Source organism: Burkholderia sp. SR8 (assembly GCF_052851275.1).
Genome location: NZ_JAULUC010000006.1, coordinates 180075 through 205363, shown reverse-complemented (window position 1 = coordinate 205363; position 25289 = coordinate 180075). Strand labels below are relative to the sequence as shown.

Below are 25289 nucleotides of genomic sequence, written 5' to 3'. Positions count from 1 at the left end.
CCGGCGCTGCCGGCGCCGCGGCCGGCTTACTGGCGGCCGAGCTTCGCGAGCAGCGCCTCGGCCGCGGGCTCTGACGATGCGGGGTTCTGCCCCGTGATCAGCAGGCCGTCGGTGACGACGTGCGGCGCCCAGTCGGCGCTGCGCTCGAACTGCGCGCCGTTGGTCTTCAGCATGTCCTCGACGAGGAACGGCACGACCTCCGTCAGTTCGACGGCCGCTTCCTCGCTGTTGGTGAAGCCCGTCACGCGCTTGCCGCGCACGACCGACTCGCCGGTTTTCGGGTCCTTCACGTGGCGCAGCACGCCCGGCGCGTGGCACACGGCCGCGACCGGCTTGCCGGCCGACAGCGCACGCTCGATCAGACCGATCGAATGCAGATCCTCGGCAAGATCCCACAGCGGGCCGTGCCCGCCCGGGTAGAACACCGCGTCGTAATCGTCGATCGACACGTCGGCCAGCTTGCGCGTGGCTGCGAGTTCGGCCTTGGCCGCCGGATCCGCGTCGAAGCGGCGCGTCGCGTCGGTTTGCGCGGACGGATCGCTGCTTTTCGGGTCGAGCGGCGGCTGGCCGCCGTTCGGCGACGCGAGCGTGAGCTCGACGCCCGCATCCTTGAACGCGTAATACGGCGCGGCCAGTTCCTCGAGCCAGAAGCCGGTTTTCTTGCCGGTGTCGCCGAGCGTGTCGTGCGAGGTCAGGACAACCAGAATCTTCATGATCGGACACTCCTTCGAAATGGGGGAACGGGGCCGCGTCGCGGCGGCAGCGCTTCGCGCATGCGACGGTCCGCGGCGGCGGCGCGCCTGCCGGTTAGGCCGCACGCACGCGCCAACGTGCGGCGCGTCTGCCGAAAAAATTGCTCTCGTCTATTAGACCAGTCGTCTAGAAACAGACTCGAAAAAATGACGGCGTCTCTGCCCGACAGCATCCCGGTGCGATGTGGCATTTTCGCGTCGAGTGCGTATGCGGCAGGAACGGCGTCGCATCCATGGACCGGATGATAGCGCCGGATTAGACCGGTCGTCTAGAAGCATCCCTGCCATTGTCATGGCTTTTACCAAAGAGCGGCGCGCGGCACGCGCATACGCTGCCGCCCGATGCGTCGCGCCAGCCCTCGCCGCCCCCATCAGCCGTACAGCGGCCCGTCCGTATCGCCCGCGTCGATCACCGGCGTCTCCAACCGCTGCCCGTGGGCGCCGTCCGCGAGCAGCGCGAGCATCAGTTCCGCGAGCGAGCGCCCCGTCGCGTGTCCGGTCGGCTGCACCACCGCCGTCACGCGGTGCGGATGCGCGACGTCCGGCGGCACGCCGTCATAGACGATCAGCGACATGTCCTTCCCCAGCCGCACGCCGCCGTCGGCGAGCGCCCGAAACGCGCCGGCGCCCGCGATGTTGTTGTCGACCAGCAGCGCGGTCGGCCGCTCGGCCAGCGCGAGCAGTGTCTGCACGCCCTGCTGCCCGCCGTCGCGCGTGAACGCGCATTCGACGAGCAGCGCCGGATCGGGCGCGATGCCGGCCTCGCGCAGCGCGGCGAGATAGCCGGCGCGGCGCTGCATCGCAAAGTTCAGCGACAGCGGCGCGCTGATCATCGCGATGCGGCGATGGCCGAATCCGATCAGCCGCCGCACGGCATCGCGCGCGCCTGCCTCGTTGTCGAAGTCGAACCATGCGTACGGCTCGACGGCCTGCGTCCGGCCATACGCGACGTATGGAAATGCATTCGCCCGCAGGTATGCGAGCCGCGGATCGTCGACCAGCGTGCGCGCGACGATCAGCCCGTCGACCAGCTTGCCGTCGACGAGCCGCCGATACGTGTCCAGTTCGGCGTTCGGCCGCGCGGACGCGATGATGAAGTCGAGATTGCGCTCGGCCAGCCGCTCGGTGATGCCGGCGACGACCTCGCCGAAGCGCGGATCGCCGAGATCGCCGGCGCCGAACGGATAGACGATGCCGATCGTATCGGCGCGCCCGGTCGCGAGCCGGCGCGCGGTCGGATCCGCCACATAGCCGAGTTCCCGCGCGGCCTTCATGACGCGCTCGCGAGTCACCTCGCTCACGTCGTCATAGCCGTTCAGCGCGCGGCTGACCGTCGTGCGCGACAGCCCCAGCGCGTCCGACAGCGCCTTCAGATTCACCTTCACGTCGCTCCTCGCGTAGTGCATTCCATCCGGCAGAAGCCGCGTCGAACGGCAATTATTTCCGAATGGCAGTTATTACCGTCAAATATTTATCTTTTGACGTCCAAACCGGTTTGAAATAGCATCCAAACCGGTTTGGACATCGATGCCGCCGTAGCCGTTCCCTTTCACCGTCAACGGAAGACAACGCCGACATGACTTACTTGCCCTTTTGCCGCGCGAGCGCGGCCAAACGTTTGCTGTTCGCCGGCGCCGCAGCGGCCGCCTTCGCGTCGGTCGCGCATGCGCAGACCGCCGGCGCACCCGCGCCTACGCCCCACACGCAGCAGGCTTACGATCCCGAAAGCAACTTCACGATGCGCTGGACCCGCGCCGACATCCGCCAGATCGTCGCGCAGTCGCACACGGCCGGCGCCGACCGCAACTCGCTGCCGCAGGCGCTGACGATGCCGGACATCCCGCAGGATTTCCCGCTGATCAACCCGAACGTCTGGGTCTGGGATACGTGGCCGCTGGCCGACCTGCGCGCGAACCAGCTCAGCTACAAGGGCTGGGAAGTGATCTTCTCGCTGACCGCCGACCCGCACGCCGGCTACACGTTCGACGATCGTCACGTCCATGCGCGCATCGGCTTCTTCTATCGCCGTGCCGGCGTGCCCGCGTCGCAGCGGCCCGCGAACGGCGGCTGGACCTGGGGCGGCCATCTGTTCCCGGACGGCGCGAGCGTCAAGGTGTTCGGCACGTCGCCGATGACCAACAACGCCGAATGGTCGGGTTCCGCGCGCCTCACGCACGGCGACAACGTGAGCCTCTACTACACCGCGACGTCGTTCAACCGTTCGGCGCCCGGCGGCGCCGACATCACGCCGCCGCAGGCGATCATCACGCGCGCCGACGGTCACATCCATGCCGACGACAAGCACGTGTGGTTCACCGGCTTCGACGATCACAAGGCGCTGCTGCAGCCGGACGGCAACTACTACCAGACGGGCCAGCAGAACACCTACTTCTCGTTCCGCGATCCGTTCGTGTTCACCGATCCCGCGCATCCGGGCAAGACCTACATGGTGTTCGAAGGCAATACCGGCGGCCAGCGCGGCGCGCGCACCTGCACCGAAGCCGACCTCGGCTATGCGCCGAACGATCCGTACCGGGAAGACCTCAACGCGGTGATGAACTCGGGCGCAGTGTATCAAAAGGCCAATGTCGGGCTGGCCGTCGCAACGAACCCGCAGCTGACCGAATGGAAGTTCCTGCCGCCGATCCTGTCGGCGAACTGCGTCGACGACCAGACCGAGCGTCCGCAGATCTATCTGAAGGACGGCAAGTACTACCTGTTCACGATCAGCCACCGCACGACGATGGCCGCCGGTGTAGACGGCCCGGACGGCGTCTACGGCTTCGTCGGCAACGGCATCCGCAGCGACTTCCAGCCGCTGAACGGCGGCAGCGGGCTCGTGCTCGGCAATCCGACCGACTTCTCCGCGCCGGCCGGGGCGCCGTATTCGCAGGATCCGAACCAGAACCCGCGCGAATTCCAGTCGTATTCGCACTACGTGATGCCGGGCGGGCTCGTCGAGTCGTTCATCGATGCGATCGGCCCGCGCCGCGGCGGCACGCTCGCGCCGACGGTGAAGGTCAACATCAACGGTACGTCGACGTCGGTCGACCGCTTCTATGGCCGCGGCGGCCTCGGCGGCTACGGCGACATTCCGTCGAACCTGCCGGCCACGGGCGCCGGTCACAACGACGGCGGCCCGGGCACCCGGCCGTGAGGCCGTGAGGCCGTGAGGCCGCGAGGCGAAAGTCCGTGCGGCCCTGACGCCGTAATGGCGGCGACCCTGTAGTCCGCCGGTTCGGCAGGAAGGCATCGCGCGTGTCGCGTGCCCGCCTGCCTTTTTTGTTCCGCAGACCGTGCATGCCGCCGTCGCCGGCAGCATGCGCCCTTCTTTCCGCTTCGCGCCGCGAAGCACGGAATCCCTGCATGAGATCGATGTTTTTGCGCTTTTCCTTCCGGCTCGCCGGACTCCTGCTCGCGTGTGCGTCCGGCCTGCAGACGGCACACGCAACCTGTGCCGCGCCGCTCGCGAGCGACACGCCGCAATGGCGCCCCGCGCTGCACTACACGCCGCAACGCAACTGGATGAACGATCCGAACGGCCTCGTGTACGAACACGGCCGCTATCACCTGTTCTACCAGTACAACCCGTTCGGCAACGACTGGGGCAACATGTCGTGGGGCCACGCGACCAGCACCGACCTCGTCCACTGGCGCGAGCAGCCGGTCGCGATGCGCACGAACGCGACGGAGGAAATCTTCTCCGGCTCGATCGTCGCCGACACGCACAACACATCCGGTCTCGGCGCGCCCGGCGACACGCCGCTCGTCGCGCTTTACACGAGTGTCTACAAGGCCGGTTCCGGCCATGCACCGGGCACCCAGGCGCAATCGCTCGCGTACAGTCTCGACCACGGCGCGACGTGGCAGCCCTATGCGCACAATCCGGTGCTCACGCTCGATCCCGAATCGAAGCAGTTCCGCGACCCGAAGGTGTCGTGGTACGCGCCGGGACGCTACTGGCTGATGACGACCGTCGTCGCCGACGCGCAGGTCGTGAAGCTCTACCGGTCCGACGACCTGATTCACTGGTCGTTCCTGAGCGACTTCACGCTGCCGGACGTGCCGCATGCGGGCGCGCTGTGGGAAATGCCCGACCTCGTGCCGCTGCCGGTCGACGACGATCCGCGGCACGTCAAATGGGTGATGATCGCGAACGTCAACCCCTGGTCGATCGCCGGCGGTTCCGGCGCGATGTATTTCGTCGGCGACTTCGACGGCCGCACGTTCGTCCCGGATCGCGTCGCGCCGGCCGGCTCCGATCCCGCGCAGTTCCGCTGGGTCGATCATGGCGCCGACTTCTATGCGGCCGGCACGTTCTCCGGCGCGCCGGGCGCGCGTCCGGTCGCGATCGCGTGGATGAGCAACTGGGATTACGCGGCGAACGTGCCGAGCGCGCCGTGGCGCGGCGCCGCGACGTTGCCACGCGAACTCGCGCTGAAAACGATCGGCGGCGAACCGACGCTGGTCGTGACGCCGGCTGCCGCGTTCGATGCGTGGGCCGACCGGCAGCCTGCCGTGCATGAAGGCGATCTGAGCGTCGACTCGACCATGCGCGTATTGTCGGCGGCCACGCGCGGCATCGTGCAGCGCATCACGGTGACGCTCACGCCGCAGCGCGCGGCCCGTGCCGGGCTGATCGTGCGCGGCTCGGCGGACGGCAAGATCGGCACGCGAATCGTGTACGACACGGCGAAACGCACGCTGACGCTCGACCGCTCACGCTCCGGCGCCACGGCTTTCAGCGGCAAGTTCAGCCGCGAACACATCGTCGATTTGCCGCTCGAGCACGGGCGCTTGCAGCTCGAAATCGTCGTGGATCGCGGTTCGGTCGAAGTGTTCGCGAACGGCGGCCGCACGGTGCTGACCGACCTGATTTTTCCGCCGCTCGACGCCGACCGCGTTGCCGTATTCGCCGAGCATGGGAGCGCGACGTTCTCCGGGCTCACGGTGACGCGGCTCCACGGCGGCGATCGTGCCGATGCGGGCGGTGAGGCCTGTGCGGCGCGATAGCGTCGCGCGATTGCACCGCGGGGCTGCGTCTTCCGGCGTCTCGTCGGCCGCTGCAGCGCCGCCCCGTTCGAGCTTCCGTACGTAAGGCAACGCCGGACGGCGTTCCAGTCGGATGGCGCCGCTGCACCGTGTGCGACGGATGCGGCGGGCCGGCCGACATGCCGCGCGAAGCACCGTGTCCCGCCCCGACGGCTCTTGCGGGACGTGCTCGGCGTTCGCGCCACGCATACGCATGGTCGAGCGGGACGCACTCGCTCGCGTGCATTCCCCGCGGTCAACCGGGCGTGCGACTTCCGGTATGCTGACCGGCATCAGATTCTCGCATCCGAGGTAACCACCACTGCGATGGACATCGCGATCCGCATCGACGGCCGTCACGACCTGACCGGCCAGATCTTCCGGCAGTTGCGCACCGCAATCGTCGACGGGCGGCTCGAAGGCGGTGCCCGGCTGCCGTCGACGCGCGATCTCGCGAAGCAGCTCGGCGTGTCGCGCAAGACGACGCTCGACGCGTTCGAGCGCCTGGTCGCCGAGGGCTACCTCACCACGCGCGCGGGCGACGGCACGTTCGTCGCCGACGGTCTCGCGCGCGTACCGCATGCGGCGGGCCCGACGCCGTCGCTCGTCGACGACACGCCGCCAATCCATGCGCTCGACGCACGGGCGCTCTGGAACGACCTGCCAGACGCGCTTGCGATGCCCGCGCCGCAGGACACGCCTGCGTTCGACTTTCGCGGCGGCGTGACCGACAAGACGCTGTTCCCGTTCGACGCGTGGCGCCGCTGCCTGCATCACGCGTTGCGCCAGCAGGCCCGCGGCCCCGGCCAGTATCACGACCCGGCCGGCGATCCGCAGCTGCGCGGCGCGATCGCGCGCTACGTCGCGTTCAGCCGCGCGGTCGCGTGCGGCTGGGACGACGTGCTCGTCACGCAAGGCGCGCAACAGGCGCTCGACCTGATCGCGCGCGTGGTCGTGCGGCCGGGCGACGTCGTCGCGGTCGAGAATCCCGGCTATCCGCCGGCGCGCGCGGCGTTCGCGTCGCTCGGCGCGACGGTGATCGGCGTGCCGGTCGACGCGCACGGCCTCGTCACCGAACGGCTGCCCGACGAAGCCCGCCTCGTCTACGTGACGCCGTCGCACCAGTTTCCGCTCGGAATGCCGATGTCGCTGGACCGGCGCGTCGCGCTGCTCGAATGGGCACAGCGCCGCCGCGCGGTGATCATCGAGGACGACTACGACGGCGAATTCCGCTTCGAGGGCCGGCCGGTGGAGTCGCTGAAGAGCCTCGATCGCACGGGCCTCGTCGCGTACGTCGGCACGTTCTCGAAGACGATCTTTCCGGAACTGCGGATCGGCTACGCGATACCGCCGCGCGTGCTGCGCGGCGCGCTCGCGAAAGCGAAGCAGATCGTCGACTGGCACACCTGCACGCTGACGCAGGCGGCGCTCGCGCGCTTCATGCTCGAAGGCGATTTCGCGCGGCACCTGCGGCGCGTGCAGAAGCACTACGACGCGCGCCGCAAGATGCTGCTCGCACATCTGCGCGGCGGCCTCGCGCCGTGGTTCGACACGATCGCGCCGTCCGCCGGCATCCACCTCGCCGCGCACCTGAAACCGGGGCTCGACGAAGCCGCGCTGATCCGTGCGGCCCGCGCGCACGACATCGGGCTGTACGGAATTTCGGCGTTCCACGTCGGTTCACCGGCACGCGCCGGGCTGCTGTTCGGCTATGGCGGAATCGACGCGCTGCGCATCGACACCGCGCTCGCGAAACTGGCCGTGCTGCTGGATTCGGGCGAAGCAGCCGGTTCGCCACTGGTTACCTGAATTTTCCGGAAATTGGCCATTCAAGCAGTCCAGTGGCACGCATAAAGTGGGTCCTGTCGCGCCGCCGTGCGCATCAACCGGAAAAGGACCTGCCATGCAACCGCGCCTGAACTTCTATGCCGCCAGCCCGAACGCGATCAAGGTGATGCGCAACGCGGAGGAATTCCTCGCGAAGAGCTCGATCGAGAAGCCGCTCGCCGAACTCGTCCGGCTGCGCGCGTCGCAAATCAACGGCTGCGCGTTCTGCGTCGACATGCACACCACCGATGCGCGCAAGGGCGGCGAGACCGATCGCCGCCTCGCGACCGTCGTCGCGTGGCGCGAAACGCCGTTCTTCACCGAGCGCGAGCGCGCGGCGCTGGAATGGACCGAAGCGCTGACGCTGATCGCCGACCACCACGTGCCCGATGCCGTGTGGGAAGCCGTGAAGCCGCATTTCAGCGACGAAGAGCTGTTCGACCTGTCGTTGCTGATCGCAACGATCAACTCGTGGAACCGCTTCGCGATCGCATTCCGCAAGATGCCCGAGTAAGGGGGCGACGATGATGCGCTGCCCTTCCCGCTCCACGCCGCGCCGCGTGCTGGTGTGCGCGTCGCTCGCGCTCGGCGCCGTGCTGCCGGCCGCTGCCGATGCACACGATGCCGGCGCCAACGTGCACGCGATCATGCGGCAGGCCGTGCCCGAGGCGCCCGGCAAGCTCGCCGTCGTCGCGACGGTCGACTACGCGCCCGGCCAGGCGTCCGAGCCGCACCGCCATCTCGGCTCGGTGTTCGCGGTCGTGTCGAAAGGTGAAGTGCTGTCGCAGGTGAACGACGGCCCCGAGCGCCGCTATCGTGCCGGCGAAGGCTGGTACGAACCGCCCGGCTCGCGGCATCAGGTATCGCGCAATGCGAGCGCGACGGAACCCGCGCAACTCGTCGTGTTCGGGCTTACCGGCGAACACGATCCGCTGAAGTCGCCGATCGATCGATGACGACGCTTCAGGGGCGCGCGCCGTGTCGGGCACGCGCCCAAGGGCCGGGCTGTCGGGCGGCGAACAGCAGGGTCCGGCGCGGGTGCGCGCGCTCGCCGGCGGCCCGCGCGGGCTGATCGTCGACGAACCGGCTGCGCTGCCCGCCGCGCAATTGCCGCGACGGCCCACCGCGGTGGTTCCGCCTCGCCGCTCCCCGACATCTTCTCGCGCAGTTCGCGCCGCCGGCCGTCCCCGGCTTTCCCGTTAGCCGCTTCCTACATTCGACGGCCGGCACGCGCACGTTCGTCGCGCCGCTAACCCGCGATCCCGCGCCACCACTCGCCGCCCGCCCGGCCGCGCCACCGCGCGCGAAAACCCTTCCTTGAAATTAACTAACTCATCAATTAGCGTCGTCTGCATGAACGCGAAAGCCACCGTCGCCCGGCCGCGCGGGCGCCGCCCGTCGGTGCACGACTTCGACCTGCGCGACCACATGCTCGACGTCGCGATCCAGCTGTTCGCGGAACGCGGCATCGCCGCGACGACGGTCGCGCAGATCGCCGCGGCCGCCGGCGTCACATCGGCGATGGTCCACTACTACTTCACGAATCGCGAGCAACTGCTCGATGCGATCGTCGAGGAACGGCTCGCGCAGGTGATCGCGTTCGTGTGGCGGCCGACCGCGCCGCAGACCGAAAACGATCCGTTTGCGCTCGTGGCCGAACTCGTCGACCGGTTCTTCGACGTCACGCACCGGATGCCGTGGCTGCCGTCGATCTGGCTGCGCGAGATCGTCCATGAAGGCGGGCTGCTGCGCGAGCGGATGATCCGGCGCATTCCGCTCGAGCATGTCGCGCGTTTCGCCGAACGCATCCGCGCCGCGCAGCAGCGCGGCACGCTGAATCCGTCGCTCGAACCGGCGTTCCTGTTCCATTCGATCATCGCGCTGGTGATGCTGCCGCTCGCGACCGCGAAGCTGTGGCAAAGCGCGCGCGGCCTGCCGCCGATCGATCGCGACGTGCTGCATCGCCATGTCCGCGCGCTGCTCGAGTCCGGCATGCAGCCGCCCGGCGCCGCACCGCCCGCACGCGCCCGCTCGTCACGGAGGCGCTCGTGAGCCGGGCCCGTGCGCTGCCGCTCGTGCTCGCCGCCGGTGTGCTGCTCGCCGCTTGCGGCCGGCCGGCAGACGACGGCACGGCGTACCAGGGTTATGTCGAAGGCGAATTCGTCTACCTGTCGTCGTCGCAGCCGGGCACGCTGACGCAACTGTCGGTCGAACGCGGCCAGGCCGTCGCCGCCGGCACGCCGGTGTTTGCGCTCGACGCGGTCAGCGAAACGGCCGCGCTGCAGCAGGCACAACACCAGCTCGCGGCCGCCCGCGCGCAGCTTGCCGACCTGCAGACCGGCAAGCGCCCGCCCGAAGTCGCGGTTACGCGCGCGCAGCTCGCGCAGGCCACTGCACAGGCCGCGCGGGCCGCCGCGCAACTCGCGCGCGACGAACGCCAGTACGCGGCCGGCGGCCTGTCGAAACAGCAGCTCGACGATACGCGCACGGCCGCGCAGACGAGCGCCGCGCAGATGCGCGAGCTGCAGAACCAGGTCGACGTCGCGCGCTTGCCGGGCCGCACGCAGCAGGTCGCCGCGCAGGCTGCGCAGGTCGATGCCGCGCAGGCGGCCGTGGCCGAAGCGCAGTGGAAGCTCGACCAGAAGCGCGTGGCCGCGCCGGCCGCCGGGCGCGTGTACGACACGCTGTACCGCGTCGGCGAATGGGTGCAGGCCGGCAATCCGGTCGTGCAGATGCTGCCGCCGCAGAACCTGAAGGTGCGCTTCTTCGTGCCGGAGGCCGCGATTGCGTCGCTCGCGCCGGGGCGCACGATCGCGATCCATTGCGACGGCTGCGCGGCCGACGTGCCCGCACGCATCACGTACGTGTCGAGCAACGCCGAATACACGCCTCCGGTGATCTACAGCAACGAAAGCCGGACCAAGCTCGTGTTCATGGTCGAGGCGCGCCCCGCGCTCGCCGACGCGCCGAAACTGCATCCCGGCCAGCCCGTCGCCGTGAGGATGCGATGAACGCGCAGCCGGCGCCGTACGCGATCGACGTCGACCGCCTGAACAAGCGGTTCGGCGACAAGCACGTCGTGAAGGACGTGTCGTTGCGCGTCGCGCGCGGCGAGATCTTCGGCTTTCTCGGACCGAACGGCAGCGGCAAGACCACGTCGATCCGGATGATGTGCGGGCTGCTCACGCCGGACTCGGGCAGCGGCACCTGCCTCGGCTACGACATCGTGCGCGACAGCGCGCAGATCAAGCGGCGCGTCGGCTACATGACGCAGCGATTCTCGTACTGGGAAGACCTGTCGATCCGCGAGAATCTCGATTTCGTCGCGCGCGTGTACGGGATGCCCGATCGCCGCGCGGCCGTCGCGCGCGCGCTCGACGGGCTCGGCCTCGCGAGCCGTGCGGACCAGCTCACCGGCGCGCTGTCCGGCGGCTGGAAACAGCGCCTGGCGCTCGCCGCATGCATGCTGCACGAGCCTGAACTGCTGCTGCTCGACGAACCGACCGCCGGCGTCGACCCGGCTGCGCGCCGCGACTTCTGGGAAGAACTGCACCGGCTCGCCGCGCAAGGGATCGCGGTGCTCGTCAGCACGCACTACATGGACGAAGCCGAGCGCTGCCACAAGCTCGCGTACATCGCGGACGGCGAACTGCTCGCGCAGGGCACGTCGGCGGAGGTCGTCGCGTCGCAGCACCTGTCGACCCGCGTGGTCACCGGCGCGCACCTGGCCGAACTGGCCGCGCGCCTGCGCACGATGCCGGGCATCGACCAGACGGTCGTGTTCGGCTCGGTGCTGCACGTGAGCGGGCGCGACGCCGCGCGGCTCGACGCGACGCTCGCGCAGGTATGCGGCGACGCGTCGTGTCAGGTCGCCTCGATCGACACCGGGCTCGAGGACGTGTTCATCTACATGATGGGCCGCGCGCACGGCCCCGTCGGCGGAGCGCCGGCATGAGCGCGCGGGCGACCCTGCGCGGCGCGTTCTCGGTCGCGCGCTGGTGGAGCATCGTGCTGAAGGAATTCCTGCAGCTGCGCCGCGATCGCGTGACGTTCGCGATGATCGTCGGCGTGCCGATCATCCAGCTTGCGCTGTTCGGCTTCGCGATCAACACCGATCCGAAACATCTGCCGACCGCGGTAATCGTCGCCGATCAGAGCCCGTTCGCGCGCAGCTTCATCGCCGCGATGCGCAATTCCGCCTATTTCGACATCGTCGGCACGCTGCCGGACGAAGCCGCCGGCCGCCATGCGCTCGCGCGCGGCGACGTGCAGTTCGTGCTGAGCGTGCCGGCCGGTTTTTCGACGCAGTTGCTGCGCGGCGAGCGTCCGTCGCTGCTGGTCGAGGCGGACGCGACGGACCCCGTCGCGACCGCCTCGGCGATCGGCGCGCTGCAGGGGCTCGTGCAGCCCGTCGCGGACAAGGACCTGACCGGCCCGCTCGCGCACCTGAACGGCCGCCCGCCCGCGTTCGACGTCGTGCTGCACCGCCTGTACAACCCGGAAGGCATCACGCAGTACAACGTCGTGCCCGGCCTGATGGGCGTGATCCTGACGATGACGATGGTGATGATGACGGGCCTCGCGATCACCCGCGAACGCGAGCGCGGCACGATGGAGAACCTGCTCGCAACACCCGTGCGCCCGCTCGAGGTGATGACGGGCAAGATCGTCCCGTACGTGTTCATCGGGCTGATCCAGGTGACGATCATTCTCGCCGCCGCACGGTACGTGTTCGAGGTGCCGTTCGTCGGCGGCGCGTTCGCGATCTACCTGTCCGCGCTGCTGTTCATCGCCGCGAACCTGACGGTCGGGATCACGCTGTCGTCGCTCGCGCAGAACCAGCTGCAGGCGATGCAGCTCGCGATGTTCTATTTCCTGCCGAACATCCTGCTGTCGGGCTTCATGTTCCCGTTCGCCGGCATGCCGAAATGGGCGCAGTTCATCGGCAACCTGCTGCCGCTCACGTACTTCAACCGCCTCGTGCGCGGGATCCTGCTCAAAGGCAACGCGTGGGCCGACCTGTGGCCGTCGGTGTGGCCCGTCGCGCTGTTCACCGTGGTCGTGATGGGCGTCGCGCTGCGCTTCTACCGGCGCACGCTCGACTAGGAGACGGACAATGAAACCGGCTTCACGTCGCGCGTTCGGCATATCCGCCATGTCCGACGCCTTCGGCACGTCCAGCACCTTCGGCACGTCCCGCACCTCCGGCACCTCCGGCGCCGCCCGCCGCGGCGCGCTGCTCGCCGCTGCGCTGCTCGTCGCCGGATGCGCGGTTGGGCCGGATTTCCGCGCGCCGGACGCGCCGGCCACGCAGCGCTACACGCGCGATGAAGTGCCGGCGACGACGGCGGCCGCGAGCGGCCCGGCGGGCGACGCGCAGACGTTCGCACCGGCCGCGCATACGCTGCAACGCTGGTGGACGCGGTTCGGCTCCGAACCGCTGAACCGCCTCGTCGATACCGCGTGGCAGAACAGCCCGACACTCGCCGAGGCCCGCGCGCGGCTCGACGAAGCGCGGCAGAACCACGCGGCGCAGGCCGGTGCGACGATGCTGCCGCGCGTCGACGCGAACTTGTCCGCGACGCGCGAGCAGGTCGACATTGCCGCGTTCGGGCTACCGGCCAACGTGCCGAATCCCGGGCCGTTCACGCTGTACGACGCGTCGGTGAGCGTGTCGTATGTGCTCGACGTGTTCGGCGGTAACCGGCGCGCGCTCGAAGCGCTGCGCGCGCAGGTCGACTATCAGGCGTACATGCTCGACGCCGCGCGGCTGACGCTCGCGGCCAACGTCGTCGCGACCGCGATCCTGCGCGCGTCGCTCGCCCAGCAGATGGCGCTCACGCGGCAGCTCGTCGACGCGCAGACGCGCCAGTTGCGCATCGTCGAAGCGCGCTTCGCGGCCGGCGGCGTGTCGCGCGCCGATGTGCATGCACAGCGCGCGCTGCTCGCGCAGACGCAGGCATCGCTGCCGCCGCTCGCGGCGCGCTACGCGCAAGCCGGCCACCGGCTCGCGATCCTGCTGGGCGCGCCGCCGGCCACCGCCGAGTTGCCCGACCTCTCGATCGATGCGCTCGCACTGCCGCGCACGGTGCCGGTCGCGCTGCCGTCGACGCTCGCACGCGAGCGGCCCGATATCCGCGCGGCGGAGGCCATGCTGCATCAGGCGAGCGCGAACGTCGGCGTCGCGACCGCGAACCTGTATCCGCGTTTTTCGGTTTCGGCCGGGATCGGTTCGGAACGCACGCGCATCGCCGATATCGTCAGCGGGCTCAATGTCTGGAACGTCGGCCTCGGCCTGACTCAGCCGCTCTTTCACGGTGGCGAGTTGCGCGCGAAGAAGCGCGCGGCGCAAGCTGCGTACGATGCCGCGTTCGCGAGCTATCGGGAAACCGTGCTGGTGGCGCTGCAGCAGGTGGCCGACGCGATGCGTGCGGTCGAACACGACGCGTCGGCGCTCGCGGCGCGCGACACGGCCGCACGGGAAGCGGCGGCGGGCAACGCGATCGCCGGCGACCGCTACGCGGCGGGCGGAATCAGCACGTTCGCGCTGCTCGACGCGCAGCGACAGGCGCTGCAGACCGCGCTGGATCGCACACGCGCGCAGGCCGACCGGCTTGCCGATACGGCGGCGCTGTTCCAGGCGCTCGCGGGGCGCTGGACCGACGATTCCGCCGAGTGATGGACGAGACTGCTTCGGCGCCGCGGTGCGAGTTTCGTCGACCGGCGACCGAACATGGCACGCATCCATCAGGATTGCAAAGCGCGCGTTCCAATAAAAAAACCGGCCCGAAGGCCGGTTTCTTTGATACCGCATGCCGTGAGCGGCGCTCGCGCGCCGCGCGACATTTAGAAGCGGTGGATCAGGCCAACGCCTGCAGCGATCTGGTTCTGCTTCGAACCTGCGCCCACGCCGTCGCCGATCGACGTCGTTGCAGCCTGGATGCCGCCAGCCTTGTTCAGCGTGTTGCCGGTCGCGTGCTGGTAAGCCTCGACTGCGTACAGGCCCGTGCGCTTCGACAGGCTGTAGTACTGCGACAGCGTGACCTGGTGGTACTTGGCCGCGCTGGAGATGCCGTTCGACTGCGTTGCCGCCGTGTACGAGTAGCCTGCCGCGAAGTCCCACTGCGGCGCTGCCTTCCAGTGCAGCACGGCGCCTGCCGTGTTGAAGATCGCCGTGTTGCGGAACGCCGAACCGACGCCCGGGACGTACTGGACGTTCGTGTACGACACGGACACGTCCCATGCCGGCGTGAACTGGTAGCCGGCCGTCACACCGAGGCGCTGCTGCGTTTGCGCCGTCTGGTAGCCGCTGTTGATCGACGACACTGCCGGCTGGCCGCCGCTCGTGACCGTCGAGTTGTCGCCCCACACGCCGCCGCCGAGCGTCGAGTTGTTGACCTTCTGGAAGCCGACCGCGATGCCTGCCGGGCCGTTCAGGTACTGGATCGCCGCGCTCCACGTCGAGCCGCGGTTGAAGCTGCCTGCGACGCCGCCGAGCGAGTACGAACCGCCGACCGTGAAGCCGTAGAACTTCGGCGACATGTAGACGAGCGAGTTGTTCGCGCGGTAGCTGGTGTCCAGCGAGTCGATATCGCCCGGGTGCGCGCCGTAGTAACCGGTCAGCCAGGTCGTCGGGCTATACGGCGACAGCAGCGTGTAGTACGCGGTGTACTGGCGGCCGGCCGTCAGCGTACCGTACGTCTGGTTGGTCAGGCCAACCCACGCCTGACGCGTGAAGATGCCGTTCGCCCATTGCGACGAGCCGTTGTTCGCGTTGAAGCCGGCTTCCAGTTGGAAAATCGCCTTCGTGCCGCCGCCGAGGTCTTCGCTGCCCTTCAGGCCGAAGCGGCTGCCTGCCCAGATGCCGGTGGCCATCTGCACCTTCGAGTGACCGCCCGTGGTCGCGCCGGTTGCCGACGAGTTGTTCTGCCAGGCGATGGCGTTATCGACGATACCGTACAGGGTCACGCTGCTCTGAGCGTGGGCTGCGGTAGCGGCTGCGAGACCCACTGCCGTCATGGCGAAAGCGACGCGCTTTTTCATTGATTCTCCGTCCTCAAAGAATGATTTCTTTTCTGGTGTGGTTTTATGCACATGTGCGAGTACATGCCGGTGCGATTCTGACGGATTACCAATCGTTTCCCAATACGTGCAGTCGGTCATCGTATGATCGACGCAACGCACGGGTTCACCAAACGGTTACAAGACACCTGAAAACGCTTACGCGGCGGGCGTTTCCGGCATTTCCCGGTGAAAACCCTAGCTTTACATTTTTACTGGTGCATCGCGACCGTCCAATGTCGTCAGACGCCTTCGGCACGAACCATCTTACGAATGCGTGACCGCGGCCGGGTGCCGCGGTTCACGCCGCCGCGCAGGATCGCTGACATTCATGACAGCCACGTTTCGGGAAACGAGATCGTGAAAACGTTTCAGTACGTGTGGCGGGAATCGGACGGGAACGGCCCGCGAACGCGGGCCGGTGGGCAGAAGAGGAAACCGGCGCCTGTCGCGCCGGTATCGTCCGGGGCGATTCAGTGCTCGGCCGGTTGCGCAAGCCGCGCGGTCACGGCGTCGACCAGCGCGTTCATCCGCGCGCGGATCGCCGCGTTCGAGCCGACGAGCGCGAGCGACTGCAGCATGATCCGGTAGATCCGCTTGCGCGGCACCTTCGCCGGCCGGGCCGGATCGAGCCAGGCGTCGTGGGCCGCCAGCAGTTCGAGCGTTTCGAGGCCGATCATGATCGGCCACAGGCACGCGAGCCGCAGCCGGACGAAGCGGCGCGGAATCGCCAGCGTGTACCGGCACGCGTCGCGATATTGGTCGAGGGTCACGCGCAGCAGGTCGACCAGCACGCCGCGCGCGCGCGCCGACGCGTCCGGCGACATCAATTCGGCGACGGCGATCCGGTGCGCGGCCAGCACGTCGTCCGGCAGGTAGCAGCGGCCGATCCGCAGGTCCTTCGCGCAGTCGCGCAGGATGTTGGTCATCTGCAGCGCCTTGCCGAAGCGGATGCCCTTGTCGCGCATGTCGGCGAGGTCCCAGCCGCGCGCGGCCCGCGTATGCGCGCCGGTCATGTCGGTCCAGAATTCGCCGACGCAGCCGGCGACCAGGTACGTGTAGCGGTCGAGCATGTCGCGGTTCGGCAGCGACGCGACCTGCCCCGACTGTTCGTCCGGGAACGTGCGCAGGTCGAATTCCATCCCCGACGTCAGCGTCGCGACGACCTTGCGGATCGACGCGCGGTCCGCTTCCGGCTGCGCGCGCAGCAGCGCGAGCATCGGCTGCATCGAGCCGAGCAGCACGTGCTCGTGCGAGTCCGCCTGCATCCGCGTCACGTCCTCGAGCGCGCGCGACAGCGCCGCACCGTCGCCGAGCCGCTCGACCTCGTCGCGCAGGCCGGTCAGCAGCGCCGCGCGGCGATCGGGCGCGACGAGCGCCGTGTCGGCGATCGTGTCGGCCGCGCGCGCGAGCAGATAGGCGAGGCCGACCGGGTCGCGCATGCCGTCGGGCAGCACGCGCAGCGTCAGGTAGAAGGAGCGGGAAACGTTCTTCAGCAGGTCGCCGAGCAGGTAGGCGGAATCGGTATGAGTCGTCATGGGTCGGTAAAAATCGGCCGGCGCGGGCCCCGGACGCACACGGGCGCCGGGCGCCCGCGCCGGCCCGCGAGTCGCCGCATCGCGATGTGCGGGCGGGCGTCGGCCCGGCGCGGCGATGCAAAAGTCCCGCAAGTTTAGTGCATCCGGCGCGCCGGCTCCCGCGATCGGCGGATCGCACCGTGTGCACCGCCGCACCTGCCGGCCGACGCACACGATCGCACCCCGAACGAAACGGAAAGGCGAAAGTAATACATATGTAATGATCGGGTGCGACGATCGCGTCCCGTTCGATCCCGGGCGGCCGGCATCAGGCCGCGCTGCCGCGTCGACCGCCCTTTCACCGACTTCCGTTCGAAGGTTCACCGACATGCTCTTCACGCGCCCGATCGCCCTGCGCTGCATCCCGTTCGCCTGTGCCGCCGCCCTGCTGCTTGCCGCCTGCGGCGGCGACGATATCGCGGGCTCCGATCCCACGCAGCCGCTTGCCGCGAAGGTCCAGGTGGTCGGCCATCGCGGCGCGAGCGCGCTGCGCCCCGAGCACACGCTCGCGTCGTACCGCAAGGCGATCGAGGACGGCGCCGACGTGATCGAGCCCGACCTCGTCGCGACCCGCGACGGCGTGCTCGTCGCGCGCCACGAGAACGAGATTTCCGGCACGACGAACGTATCCACGCTGCCGCAGTTCGCGAGCCGCAAGGCGACCAGGACGATCGACGGCACGCCGCTGACGGGCTGGTTCACCGAGGACTTCACGCTCGCGGAACTCAAGACGCTGCGTGCGCGCGAGCGCATCCCGCAGATCCGCCCCGCGAACACCGCGTACAACGACCAGTTCGAGATCCCGACCTTCGACGAGATCGTCGCGCTCGCGAAGCAGATGTCCGCGCAGACCGGCCGCACGATCCACCTGTACCCGGAAACCAAGCACCCGACCTACTTCCAGTCGATCGGCCTGCCGCTCGAGGACCGTCTCGTCGACGCGCTGCTGAAGGATCCGTACACGGCACGCACGGCGACCGTCTACATCCAGTCGTTCGAAGTCGCGAACCTGAAGGCGATCCGCAACCGGATCAAGGCGAGCCAGCCGAACTGGAAGCTCGTGCAGTTGATGGACGAAGCCGACCAGCGGCCGTACGACTTCGTGAAGGCGAACGACAAGCGCACCTATGGCGACCTGTCGACGCGCGACGGGATGCGCGAGATCGCGTCGTATGCGAACGGCGTCGGCCCGTACAAGACGTCGATCATCGCGGTGGCCGCGGACGGCACGCTGCAGCAGCCGACGCAGTACGTCCGCCATGCGCATGAGGCCGGCCTCGTCGTGCATCCGTACACGTTCCGGCCGGAGAACAACTTCCTGCCCGCGTCGCTGAAGGACGGCGGCACGCCGGCCACGCGCAACCCCGCAGGCTCGGTGCGCGAGATCCACGCGTACCTGCGCGCGGGCATCGACGGCTTCTTCACCGACGATCCGGCCGTGGGCCGCACGGCCGTCGATACGTTCAGGCGCTGAACCGCCGGGCGACCGGCAACCGGGGCGCGACGCATGCCGCCGCGCGCGCCGTTTGCCCCACCGTGCCCGGCGCGTCGGGCCTCAGATCACGCGGAAGTGGTGCGTGCCGTCCCGCTTCAGCTGGTCGACCAGCCCGTATTCCCAGTCGAGATACGCCTGCATCGCGGCGGCCGCATTGTCGGTGCCTTCGTACGGGCGGCGGTAGCGGTCGATACGCGGCGACGCCAGATGCGTTTCGCCGTGCTCGAGCGGCAGCCCCGCGTCGATCCAGGCGGCCGTGCCGCCCGTCAGCACGGAGATCGAGGCCGACGCCGGCAGCAGCGCACGCGCGTCGTCCGCGGCGAAGCGCGCAAGCAGGCTCGAGCCGCACGTGAACACGTAGCGTTTCGCCGGCGGGATCGCCGCGAGCGCGTCGCGCAACTGCGCGCGCACGGCGAACCACGCGCCCGGAATATGGCGCTTCACGTAGTTCGCGCTGGCGGTCACGTCGACGATCGCGATCTCGCCCGCCTCCGCCTCCTTCAGCCAGCCCGCGAGCGTCGCCGGCGATACCTCGGTCACCTGCGGCGTCGCCGGCACGCCGCGCGGCGGCTGGCCGCGCTCGGTGAACGCGGCCGGGCCGGCCGGCTCGACCACGCGCACGTCCCAGCCCATCTGCGCGAGCCATGACGCGGTCATGTCCGCGCGCACGCCGTCGTCGTCGGCGAGCACGATCCGCGCGCCGCGCACGGCCGCGTGATGGTCGGTCTCCTGCACGAGCTGGCCGCCCGGCGTGCTCAGGAAGCCCGGCAGATGGCCGGCCTCGTATTCTTCCGGCGTGCGCACGTCGAAGCGGTACAGCGTGCGGCCCGGCTCGTCGAGCGCGGCGAGCTCCGCGAGCGCGATGCGCGGCACGCCCGCGCGCTCGGCCACCGCGCGTGCGGCGCGGCGGGCTTCGTCGCGTTGTGCGGGCGCGATGTCGTCCGGAAAACGTCGCGCGGCGCCGCGCTCGAGCGTCTGGCCGGCCAGCGTCCAGCCGATCGTGCCGTTGCGCAGCGCGGCGACCGGGTTCGGCAGCCCCGCGTTGATCAGCGACTGCGTGCCGATGATGCTGCGCGTGCGGCCCGCGCAATTCACCACGACCTGCGTGGCCGGATCCGGCGCGAGCGCGCGCACGCGCAGCACGAGTTCGGCACCCGGCACGCTCGTCGACGTCGGGATGTTCATCGTCTGGTATTCGTCGAAACGGCGCGCGTCGACGATCACCACGTCGGCCTTCGCGTCGATCAGCGCCTGCACTTCCTGCGCGGACAGCGACGGCGTGTGGCGCTCGGCCTCGACCCATTCGCCGAACGATTTGCTCGGCACGTTCACGTCGATGAACAGCTCGCCGCCGGCGGCGAGCCAGCCCGCGAGGCCGCCGTCGAGCAGCCGCACGTCGGTATAGCCGAGCTGCGCGAGCTTCTCGGCCGCGCGCGGCGCGAGATCCTCGCCGCCGGCTTCGCCGAACACGACGATCGGCGTGTCGCGGCGCGGAATGCGCGTCCACGCGTCGAGTTCGAGCTTCGACAGCGGGAAGTTGGCGGCCCACAGCGGATGGCCCTGCGCATAGGGATCCTCCTCGCGCACGTCGATCAGCGCGAGCTCGTCGCGGGCCAGCAGCCGCGCGCGTACGTCCTGGTACGACGCGACGGGGAAACGGGAAGTGGAATCAGCGGGTTGCGTCACGATGTCTCTGTCGGATTCTGTTGAAGTCGGAAAAGAAAGCAAAACGGGGCGATCCCGGGCCTGCGCGCGCCATGCGGGCGATCGCGCGGCCGGTCATGCGTTCGAATAGCCGGATACGAACGGCTTCACGGTGCCGTCGTCGAGGAATACCGCGCGCTCGACCTTGCCGATGTTCGCACCGTACACGTGGATGCTGATCGACACCTGGTCCGCGAACGCATTGGTCACGCGATGGACGTCGCCGATGCGCGGCGACACGGCCTCGACGTCGCCCGGCTGCAGCCGCGCCGCGTCGCCCGACGGCACCGGCCTGCCGGCCTCGTCGAACCGGTACGGCTGCGAAAGCTCGCCGCCGCGCAACATGCCGATCAGCCCCCACACCGTGTGATTGTGGATCGGTGTCGTCTGGCCCGGCCCCCACACGAAGCTGACGACGGAAAACCGCTCGTCCGGATCGAGATGCAGCAGGTATTGGCGGTAGCGCTCGGGATCGGGCTGCGCGAACGCGTCTGGCAGCCAGTCGTCGTGCGCGACGAGCGCCGCGAGCAGCGCACCGCCCTCGTCGAGAATGCGCGCCTCGTTCGCGCCGGACGCGAGCAACGCGCCGAGGGCGTCGACGAACGGACGCAGCGGCGTCTGCTGCAACGAAAGCGTACTCATCGGCGGTCTCCTCGAATATGATGCCGAATATGATGGATCGTCATGATGCACCCGAAATACCATGCAGAACAAACATGAAAATTAGCGATATCGACGCTTTTGCAGCGGTCGTCCGCTGCCAGAGCCTCAGCCAGGCCGCGGCCGAGCTCGGCATGACGCAGCCCGCGATCACGCGGCGCGTGCAGAATCTCGAGGAAGCGCTCGGCGTGACGCTGCTCGACCGCAACACGAAACCGCCGCGGCCGACCGACATCGGCCGGCAGGTGTTCGAGCAGTGCCGCGCGATCCTGCGCGAAGTCGATGCGCTGCGCGAGCTGACGGCGGGCCAGCGGCCGCCCGAAGGCGAATTCCGCGTCGGCCTCACGCAAGGGCTCGGCGAGCCGATGCTGCCCGGCCTGATCGCGCAACTCGCCGCGCGATGGCCGGCGCTCGCGACGCAGGTCACGACCGCGTGGGGCGGCGTGCTCGTCGAACGCATCGCGCGGCGCGAACTCGACGCGGCACTCGTGTTCCTCGCCCGCGAGATGGTGCTGCCGGCGCAGGTCGACGGCATGCGGCTGCTGGCCACGCGGCTCGTCGCGGTCGGCCGCAAGGGCGACTGGCCGCGCCGCAGCTACCGGCTCGCCGACTGCCATGCGCGCGGCTGGGTGCTCAATCCGGACGGCTGCGGCTTTCGCGCGGGCCTGCGCCGCGCGCTCGACGCGCAGGGGCTGCCGATGCCCGTCACGCTCGATACCCATGGCCGCGACCTGCAATTGCAGAGCGTCGCGAACGGGTTCGGCATCGGGCTGATGCCGCTGCCGCTGCTCGAAGGCAGCCCGCTGCGCGACGCGCTCGACATCGTGCCGCTCGCCGATTTCAAGCCGCAGATCGATCTGTGGCTGCTGCACCGCCAGGATGCCGCGCGCTTCGCGGCGCCGCTCGCGACCGTGGCCGCGCATGCGCGCACCGCGTTCGCGCTGCCCGCGGATGCCGGCGAGCACGACGAGGCCGCTTGACCCGAACGGGCACGGGCGCCACGGGGGCGTCCGGTTTGCGGCGACCGCCGCACCACCCCGCTCACGCATCGCTTCGATCGGATACGGGCGCGCTGTGTGATGCTCCGCCCGCTTCCGCTTCCGCATTCGCTTCCCCCTCCGCCTCCGCGTTCGTAGTTGCGGTTCGCGCCGGCGTGTTGCGTGAGGTTGCATTCGCGTCAGTGCCCACGTCAGCGCCCGTGCCCGTGCCCGTGCCCGTGCCCGTGCCCGTGCCCGCGTCAGCGTCAACGTCAGCGTCAACGTTCGGCATGGTGCGCCGCGCCGCGGCCGCCGCGTCCAATGCCGCGCGTCCGGCGGCGACCGCGATCGCATCGTCCTGCGGCGTATGCACGCGGCTGCACAGCACGTCGCGATAATGACGTTCCAGCGGATTGTGGCGGCTCAGCCCGTGATTGCCCGACAGCCTCAACGCGTGCTCGACGGTGCGGATCGCTTGCTCCGTGACGGTTCGCTTCACGAGGCCGCTCGTCGTGACCGCCGGCGCGTCGCCCGCATCGGTGCGCGCGATGTGCTCGTCGAGCAGCACGCGATTCGCATGCAGCCATCCCTCGATCTCGCCGACGGCTTCCTGCACGCGCGGCAGCGTCGCGAGCGGCGCACCGAGCCCGCTCGGCGCACGTGCCGTCGCGAAATCGAGCAGCCAGTCGCGCGCCGCACGCGCCACCGCGTCGTAGAGACTGCCGAGCAGCGCGACCATCCACGCCTGCTGGTCAGCCTGCGCGTCGACATCCGCATGGCTCGCGGCCGACACGGCCCACGCATCGGGCGCACGCACGTCCACGGCGTGGTCGGCCGGGAGCCACACGTCGTCGAACACGACCTCATGGCTGCCCGATGCGCGCAAGCCAAGATGATTCCAGCTTTCGATCACGCGAATGCGCGCGTCGTCCGCCGCATCGCGCTCGCGCCGCACGACGAACACGCCGACGCGCGGCTCGCGCTCGTCGGTACGCGCCCACACGGCCAGCCAGCGCAGCGCCGGAATGCCGGTGCTGTACAGCTTGTGGCCGGACAGCCGCCAGCCGTCGCCGTCGCGGCGCGCAATCGTGTCCGGCAGCCCGCCGCGCGACGGCGAGCCGAGCGCCGGTTCGACCCGCAGCGCGTTGATCAGCGCACCTTCTTCGACTGCACTACGAAACACCGCACGCCGCACCGGCTCCGGCCAGCGGTTGTCCGCGCGGCCGAGCGCGCGATGCTGCAGATACGTCATCGTCAGCACCAGCGCAGTCGCGGGATCGGCGCGCGCGACGGCGGCCACGATCCGGCTCGCCTGTGCGAGTGTCGCGCCCGCGCCGCCATGCTCGCGCGGCACGACCTGTGCGATCAGCCCGGCCCGATGCAGCCGCGCGAAATTCTCGTGCGGAAACCGGCCGTCGACGTCGTTGCGGGCCGCGTCGGCCGCGAGCGCCGGCGCAAGGCGCTTGAGCAGCGCGGCGACGCGTGCATCGTCGGCAGGCAGGTGGCGCAGCGACGACTGTTGTGGCTGCGGCGAGGAAGCAGCAAGGCTGGCGGACATCGGTTCGGATTCTCTCGGTGACTGATTGGCTGATTGGCTGATTGGCTGATTGGCTGATTGGCTGATTGGCTGGTTGGCTGGTTGGCTGGTTGGCTGGCTGGCTGGTTAACGCAAGCGGCAAGCGCGCTAACAGCGGCGATCGATGTGCGGGTGGCGCGGCGGCTCGTAAAGCCGGCAGCAATCGGCCGGCAAGCAACGGCAGTCGGCAGCAAATTCCACGCGCCCGATCTGCGGGCATCAGCCGCGACCGCTCGGGCACGCGCTGAAGCAGCGACATCGGGATCGGCGCTCGAACCATGCCGTCGCCACCGAATCCGCCTGCCGATCCGCGACCGGCCCCGCTCGGCAAACCCCGCACGACACACTGCCGGCGCCGTTTCGACCGATCGCGAGCCCACAGCGTATGCGCAACGCACACACACCCAAACCATGCAAATCTGATATTCAAATCGGGATTGATTATTTCCGTTCCGCATGATCCCGGCGGTAATCTGCGCTCCATTCCCGACGCCGGCCTTTGCCGGCCGCGCCGGGCCGTCCTTGCATCGGAGACCCAGATGAGCGTCGAATTCATCGGCATGATCCAGAGCCAGAAGCAGTCGGAAATTCATCCGCCCGCCGGCCCCGTCGTCGATCCCGACTACGTGCGCGACTTCGCCCGCGCCCACGAAACGGCCGGCTTCGACCGGATCCTCGTCCCGCACCACTCGACCGGACCGTCGGCGACGCTGACGATCGCGTTCGCGGCCGCCGCGACCGAGCGCATCCATTTCATGCTCGCGCATCGTCCGGGTTTCACCGCGCCGACGCTCGCCGCGCGTCAGATCGCGACGCTCGACCAGTTCAGCCGCGGCCGGCTCGCCGTGCACTTCATCTCCGGCGGCTCGGACAGCGAACAGCAGCGCGACGGCGATTTCCTCGACCACGACGCGCGCTACGCACGCACTGACGAATACCTCGGGATCCTGCGGCGCATCTGGACCGAAGCGCAGCCGTTCGATCACGACGGCGCGCATTACCGCTTCAAGCAAGGCTTTTCGGAAGTGAAGCCGTTCCAGCAGCCGCACGTGCCGATCTACTTCGGCGGTGCGTCGGAAGCGGCGCTCGAAGTCGCCGGCAAGCATGCGGACGTCTACGCGCTGTGGGGCGAATCGCTCGACCAGGTGCGCGACCTGACCGCGCGCGTGCGCGCCGAAGCCGCGAAGCACGGCCGGCAGGTGCGCTTCTCGGTGTCGTTCCGGCCGATCCTCGCGGCGACCGAAGACGAAGCGTGGGCACGCGCGCATCGAATCCTCGCTGAAACGCGCCGGCTGCGCGAAGCGGCCGGCCTAGGCACCGGCGGTCCGCAGCAGAGCGAAGGCGCGCGGCGCCTGCTCGCCGCGGCCGAACGCGGCTCGCGTGTCGACAAGCGGCTGTGGACCGAGATCGCGAAGCTCACCGGCGCGCGCTCGAATTCGACCGCGCTGGTCGGCACGCCAGAACAGGTCGCCGATGCGCTGCTCGACTACTACGACCTCGGCGTGACGACGTTCCTGATCCGCGGCTTCGATCCGCTCGACGACGCGCTCGACTACGGCCGCGAACTGATCCCGCGCGTGCGCAGCGCCGTCGCGGCACGCGACGCGGCGCGCCGCGCAGCCTGACGCC

General features: G+C 69.3%; 20 protein-coding genes. 13 read left to right on the top strand and 7 right to left on the bottom strand.

Translation table 11 applies throughout. The features are described from left to right. Positions 1–26: 26 nt before the first annotated feature. Both Q3A80_RS10010 and Q3A80_RS10005 read right to left on the bottom strand, forming a co-directional pair. Positions 27–713, bottom strand: a complete 687-nt coding sequence (locus Q3A80_RS10010) for a type 1 glutamine amidotransferase domain-containing protein (protein WP_446328885.1) — start codon at positions 711–713, stop codon at positions 27–29. Positions 714–1123: 410 nt separating this feature from the next. Next, the gene (locus Q3A80_RS10005; RefSeq protein ID WP_446328884.1) at positions 1124–2158 is read right to left on the bottom strand and encodes a substrate-binding domain-containing protein; all 1035 of its coding nucleotides are present in this window, start codon (positions 2156–2158) and stop codon (positions 1124–1126) included. Positions 2159–2328: 170 nt separating this feature from the next. Here Q3A80_RS10005 and Q3A80_RS10000 point away from each other — a divergent pair, with 170 nt between their 5' ends. The 10 genes from Q3A80_RS10000 (at position 2329) to Q3A80_RS09955 (ending at position 14289) form a co-directional block, all read left to right on the top strand. Continuing rightward, positions 2329–3909, top strand: a complete 1581-nt coding sequence (locus tag Q3A80_RS10000; RefSeq protein WP_446328883.1) for a glycoside hydrolase family 68 protein — start codon at positions 2329–2331, stop codon at positions 3907–3909. Positions 3910–4118: 209 nt separating this feature from the next. Beyond that, the gene (locus Q3A80_RS09995; RefSeq protein WP_446328882.1) at positions 4119–5765 is read left to right on the top strand and encodes a glycoside hydrolase family 32 protein; all 1647 of its coding nucleotides are present in this window, start codon (positions 4119–4121) and stop codon (positions 5763–5765) included. 345 nt (positions 5766–6110) lie between these two features. Next, positions 6111–7592, top strand: coding sequence for a MocR-like pyridoxine biosynthesis transcription factor PdxR (pdxR, locus tag Q3A80_RS09990; RefSeq protein WP_446328881.1), 1482 nt, complete (start codon positions 6111–6113; stop codon positions 7590–7592). Positions 7593–7686: 94 nt separating this feature from the next. After that, complete coding sequence (locus tag Q3A80_RS09985; RefSeq protein WP_446328880.1) at positions 7687–8124, top strand: carboxymuconolactone decarboxylase family protein; 438 nt, start codon at positions 7687–7689, stop codon at positions 8122–8124. A 13-nt stretch (positions 8125–8137) separates the two neighbouring features. Beyond that, the gene (locus tag Q3A80_RS09980) at positions 8138–8566 is read left to right on the top strand and encodes a cupin domain-containing protein (RefSeq protein WP_446328879.1); all 429 of its coding nucleotides are present in this window, start codon (positions 8138–8140) and stop codon (positions 8564–8566) included. A gap of 397 nt (positions 8567–8963) precedes the next feature. Beyond that, positions 8964–9662, top strand: coding sequence for a TetR/AcrR family transcriptional regulator (locus Q3A80_RS09975; protein ID WP_446328878.1), 699 nt, complete (start codon positions 8964–8966; stop codon positions 9660–9662). Beyond that, positions 9659–10621 carry an HlyD family secretion protein gene (locus tag Q3A80_RS09970; RefSeq protein ID WP_446328877.1) on the top strand — a complete coding sequence of 321 codons (963 nt, stop codon included), beginning with the start codon at positions 9659–9661 and terminating at the stop codon, positions 10619–10621. Before Q3A80_RS09975 ends, Q3A80_RS09970 begins: the two co-directional genes overlap by 4 nt. After that, positions 10618–11565, top strand: coding sequence for an ABC transporter ATP-binding protein (locus tag Q3A80_RS09965; RefSeq protein ID WP_446328876.1), 948 nt, complete (start codon positions 10618–10620; stop codon positions 11563–11565). Before Q3A80_RS09970 ends, Q3A80_RS09965 begins: the two co-directional genes overlap by 4 nt. Then, on the top strand, positions 11562–12716 hold the full coding sequence (locus Q3A80_RS09960) for an ABC transporter permease (RefSeq protein ID WP_446328875.1): 1155 nt from the start codon (positions 11562–11564) through the stop codon (positions 12714–12716). Before Q3A80_RS09965 ends, Q3A80_RS09960 begins: the two co-directional genes overlap by 4 nt. A 49-nt stretch (positions 12717–12765) precedes the next feature. Then, entirely contained in the window at positions 12766–14289 is a 1524-nt protein-coding gene (locus tag Q3A80_RS09955; RefSeq protein WP_446328874.1) for an efflux transporter outer membrane subunit, read from the top strand. Positions 14290–14456: 167 nt separating this feature from the next. Here Q3A80_RS09955 and Q3A80_RS09950 read toward each other — a convergent pair whose 3' ends face one another. Then, positions 14457–15653: a porin gene (locus tag Q3A80_RS09950; RefSeq protein ID WP_446328873.1), complete on the bottom strand. Its 1197-nt coding sequence runs from the start codon at positions 15651–15653 to the stop codon at positions 14457–14459. Between the two features lie 491 nt (positions 15654–16144). Continuing rightward, complete coding sequence (locus Q3A80_RS09945; RefSeq protein WP_446328872.1) at positions 16145–17209, bottom strand: phytoene/squalene synthase family protein; 1065 nt, start codon at positions 17207–17209, stop codon at positions 16145–16147. 367 nt (positions 17210–17576) lie between these two features. Between Q3A80_RS09945 and Q3A80_RS09940 the strand changes: the two genes are divergently transcribed. Beyond that, positions 17577–18722, top strand: a complete 1146-nt coding sequence (locus Q3A80_RS09940) for a glycerophosphodiester phosphodiesterase (RefSeq protein WP_446328871.1) — start codon at positions 17577–17579, stop codon at positions 18720–18722. 81 nt (positions 18723–18803) lie between these two features. Here the strand turns inward: Q3A80_RS09940 and Q3A80_RS09935 are convergent, their stop codons facing one another. Beyond that, the gene (locus tag Q3A80_RS09935; RefSeq protein ID WP_446328870.1) at positions 18804–20429 is read right to left on the bottom strand and encodes a rhodanese-related sulfurtransferase; all 1626 of its coding nucleotides are present in this window, start codon (positions 20427–20429) and stop codon (positions 18804–18806) included. A 93-nt stretch (positions 20430–20522) separates the two neighbouring features. Continuing rightward, positions 20523–21089 carry a cysteine dioxygenase gene (locus Q3A80_RS09930; RefSeq protein WP_446328869.1) on the bottom strand — a complete coding sequence of 189 codons (567 nt, stop codon included), beginning with the start codon at positions 21087–21089 and terminating at the stop codon, positions 20523–20525. A gap of 74 nt (positions 21090–21163) precedes the next feature. Here Q3A80_RS09930 and Q3A80_RS09925 point away from each other — a divergent pair, with 74 nt between their 5' ends. Continuing rightward, complete coding sequence (locus Q3A80_RS09925; RefSeq protein WP_446328868.1) at positions 21164–22087, top strand: LysR family transcriptional regulator; 924 nt, start codon at positions 21164–21166, stop codon at positions 22085–22087. A gap of 61 nt (positions 22088–22148) precedes the next feature. Here the strand turns inward: Q3A80_RS09925 and Q3A80_RS09920 are convergent, their stop codons facing one another. After that, positions 22149–23642, bottom strand: a complete 1494-nt coding sequence (locus Q3A80_RS09920; protein ID WP_446328867.1) for an acyl-CoA dehydrogenase family protein — start codon at positions 23640–23642, stop codon at positions 22149–22151. Between the two features lie 557 nt (positions 23643–24199). Here Q3A80_RS09920 and Q3A80_RS09915 point away from each other — a divergent pair. Continuing rightward, positions 24200–25285, top strand: coding sequence for an LLM class flavin-dependent oxidoreductase (locus Q3A80_RS09915; protein ID WP_446328866.1), 1086 nt, complete (start codon positions 24200–24202; stop codon positions 25283–25285). Positions 25286–25289: the final 4 nt, after the last annotated feature.

Coding starts and splice junctions, on each gene's coding strand:
- Q3A80_RS09985 (WP_446328880.1), top strand. CDS start 7,687: ATGCAACCGCGCCTGAACTTCTATGCCGCCAGCCCGAACGCGATCAAG.
- Q3A80_RS09995 (WP_446328882.1), top strand. CDS start 4,119: ATGAGATCGATGTTTTTGCGCTTTTCCTTCCGGCTCGCCGGACTCCTG.
- Q3A80_RS09965 (WP_446328876.1), top strand. CDS start 10,618: ATGAACGCGCAGCCGGCGCCGTACGCGATCGACGTCGACCGCCTGAAC.
- Q3A80_RS09930 (WP_446328869.1), bottom strand. CDS start 21,089: ATGAGTACGCTTTCGTTGCAGCAGACGCCGCTGCGTCCGTTCGTCGAC.
- Q3A80_RS09940 (WP_446328871.1), top strand. CDS start 17,577: ATGCTCTTCACGCGCCCGATCGCCCTGCGCTGCATCCCGTTCGCCTGT.
- Q3A80_RS09950 (WP_446328873.1), bottom strand. CDS start 15,653: ATGAAAAAGCGCGTCGCTTTCGCCATGACGGCAGTGGGTCTCGCAGCC.
- Q3A80_RS10010 (WP_446328885.1), bottom strand. CDS start 713: ATGAAGATTCTGGTTGTCCTGACCTCGCACGACACGCTCGGCGACACC.
- Q3A80_RS09960 (WP_446328875.1), top strand. CDS start 11,562: ATGAGCGCGCGGGCGACCCTGCGCGGCGCGTTCTCGGTCGCGCGCTGG.
- Q3A80_RS09975 (WP_446328878.1), top strand. CDS start 8,964: ATGAACGCGAAAGCCACCGTCGCCCGGCCGCGCGGGCGCCGCCCGTCG.
- Q3A80_RS09920 (WP_446328867.1), bottom strand. CDS start 23,642: ATGTCCGCCAGCCTTGCTGCTTCCTCGCCGCAGCCACAACAGTCGTCG.
- Q3A80_RS10005 (WP_446328884.1), bottom strand. CDS start 2,158: ATGCACTACGCGAGGAGCGACGTGAAGGTGAATCTGAAGGCGCTGTCG.
- Q3A80_RS10000 (WP_446328883.1), top strand. CDS start 2,329: ATGACTTACTTGCCCTTTTGCCGCGCGAGCGCGGCCAAACGTTTGCTG.
- Q3A80_RS09915 (WP_446328866.1), top strand. CDS start 24,200: ATGAGCGTCGAATTCATCGGCATGATCCAGAGCCAGAAGCAGTCGGAA.
- Q3A80_RS09980 (WP_446328879.1), top strand. CDS start 8,138: ATGCGCTGCCCTTCCCGCTCCACGCCGCGCCGCGTGCTGGTGTGCGCG.
- Q3A80_RS09955 (WP_446328874.1), top strand. CDS start 12,766: ATGTCCGACGCCTTCGGCACGTCCAGCACCTTCGGCACGTCCCGCACC.
- Q3A80_RS09945 (WP_446328872.1), bottom strand. CDS start 17,209: ATGACGACTCATACCGATTCCGCCTACCTGCTCGGCGACCTGCTGAAG.
- pdxR (WP_446328881.1), top strand. CDS start 6,111: ATGGACATCGCGATCCGCATCGACGGCCGTCACGACCTGACCGGCCAG.
- Q3A80_RS09925 (WP_446328868.1), top strand. CDS start 21,164: ATGAAAATTAGCGATATCGACGCTTTTGCAGCGGTCGTCCGCTGCCAG.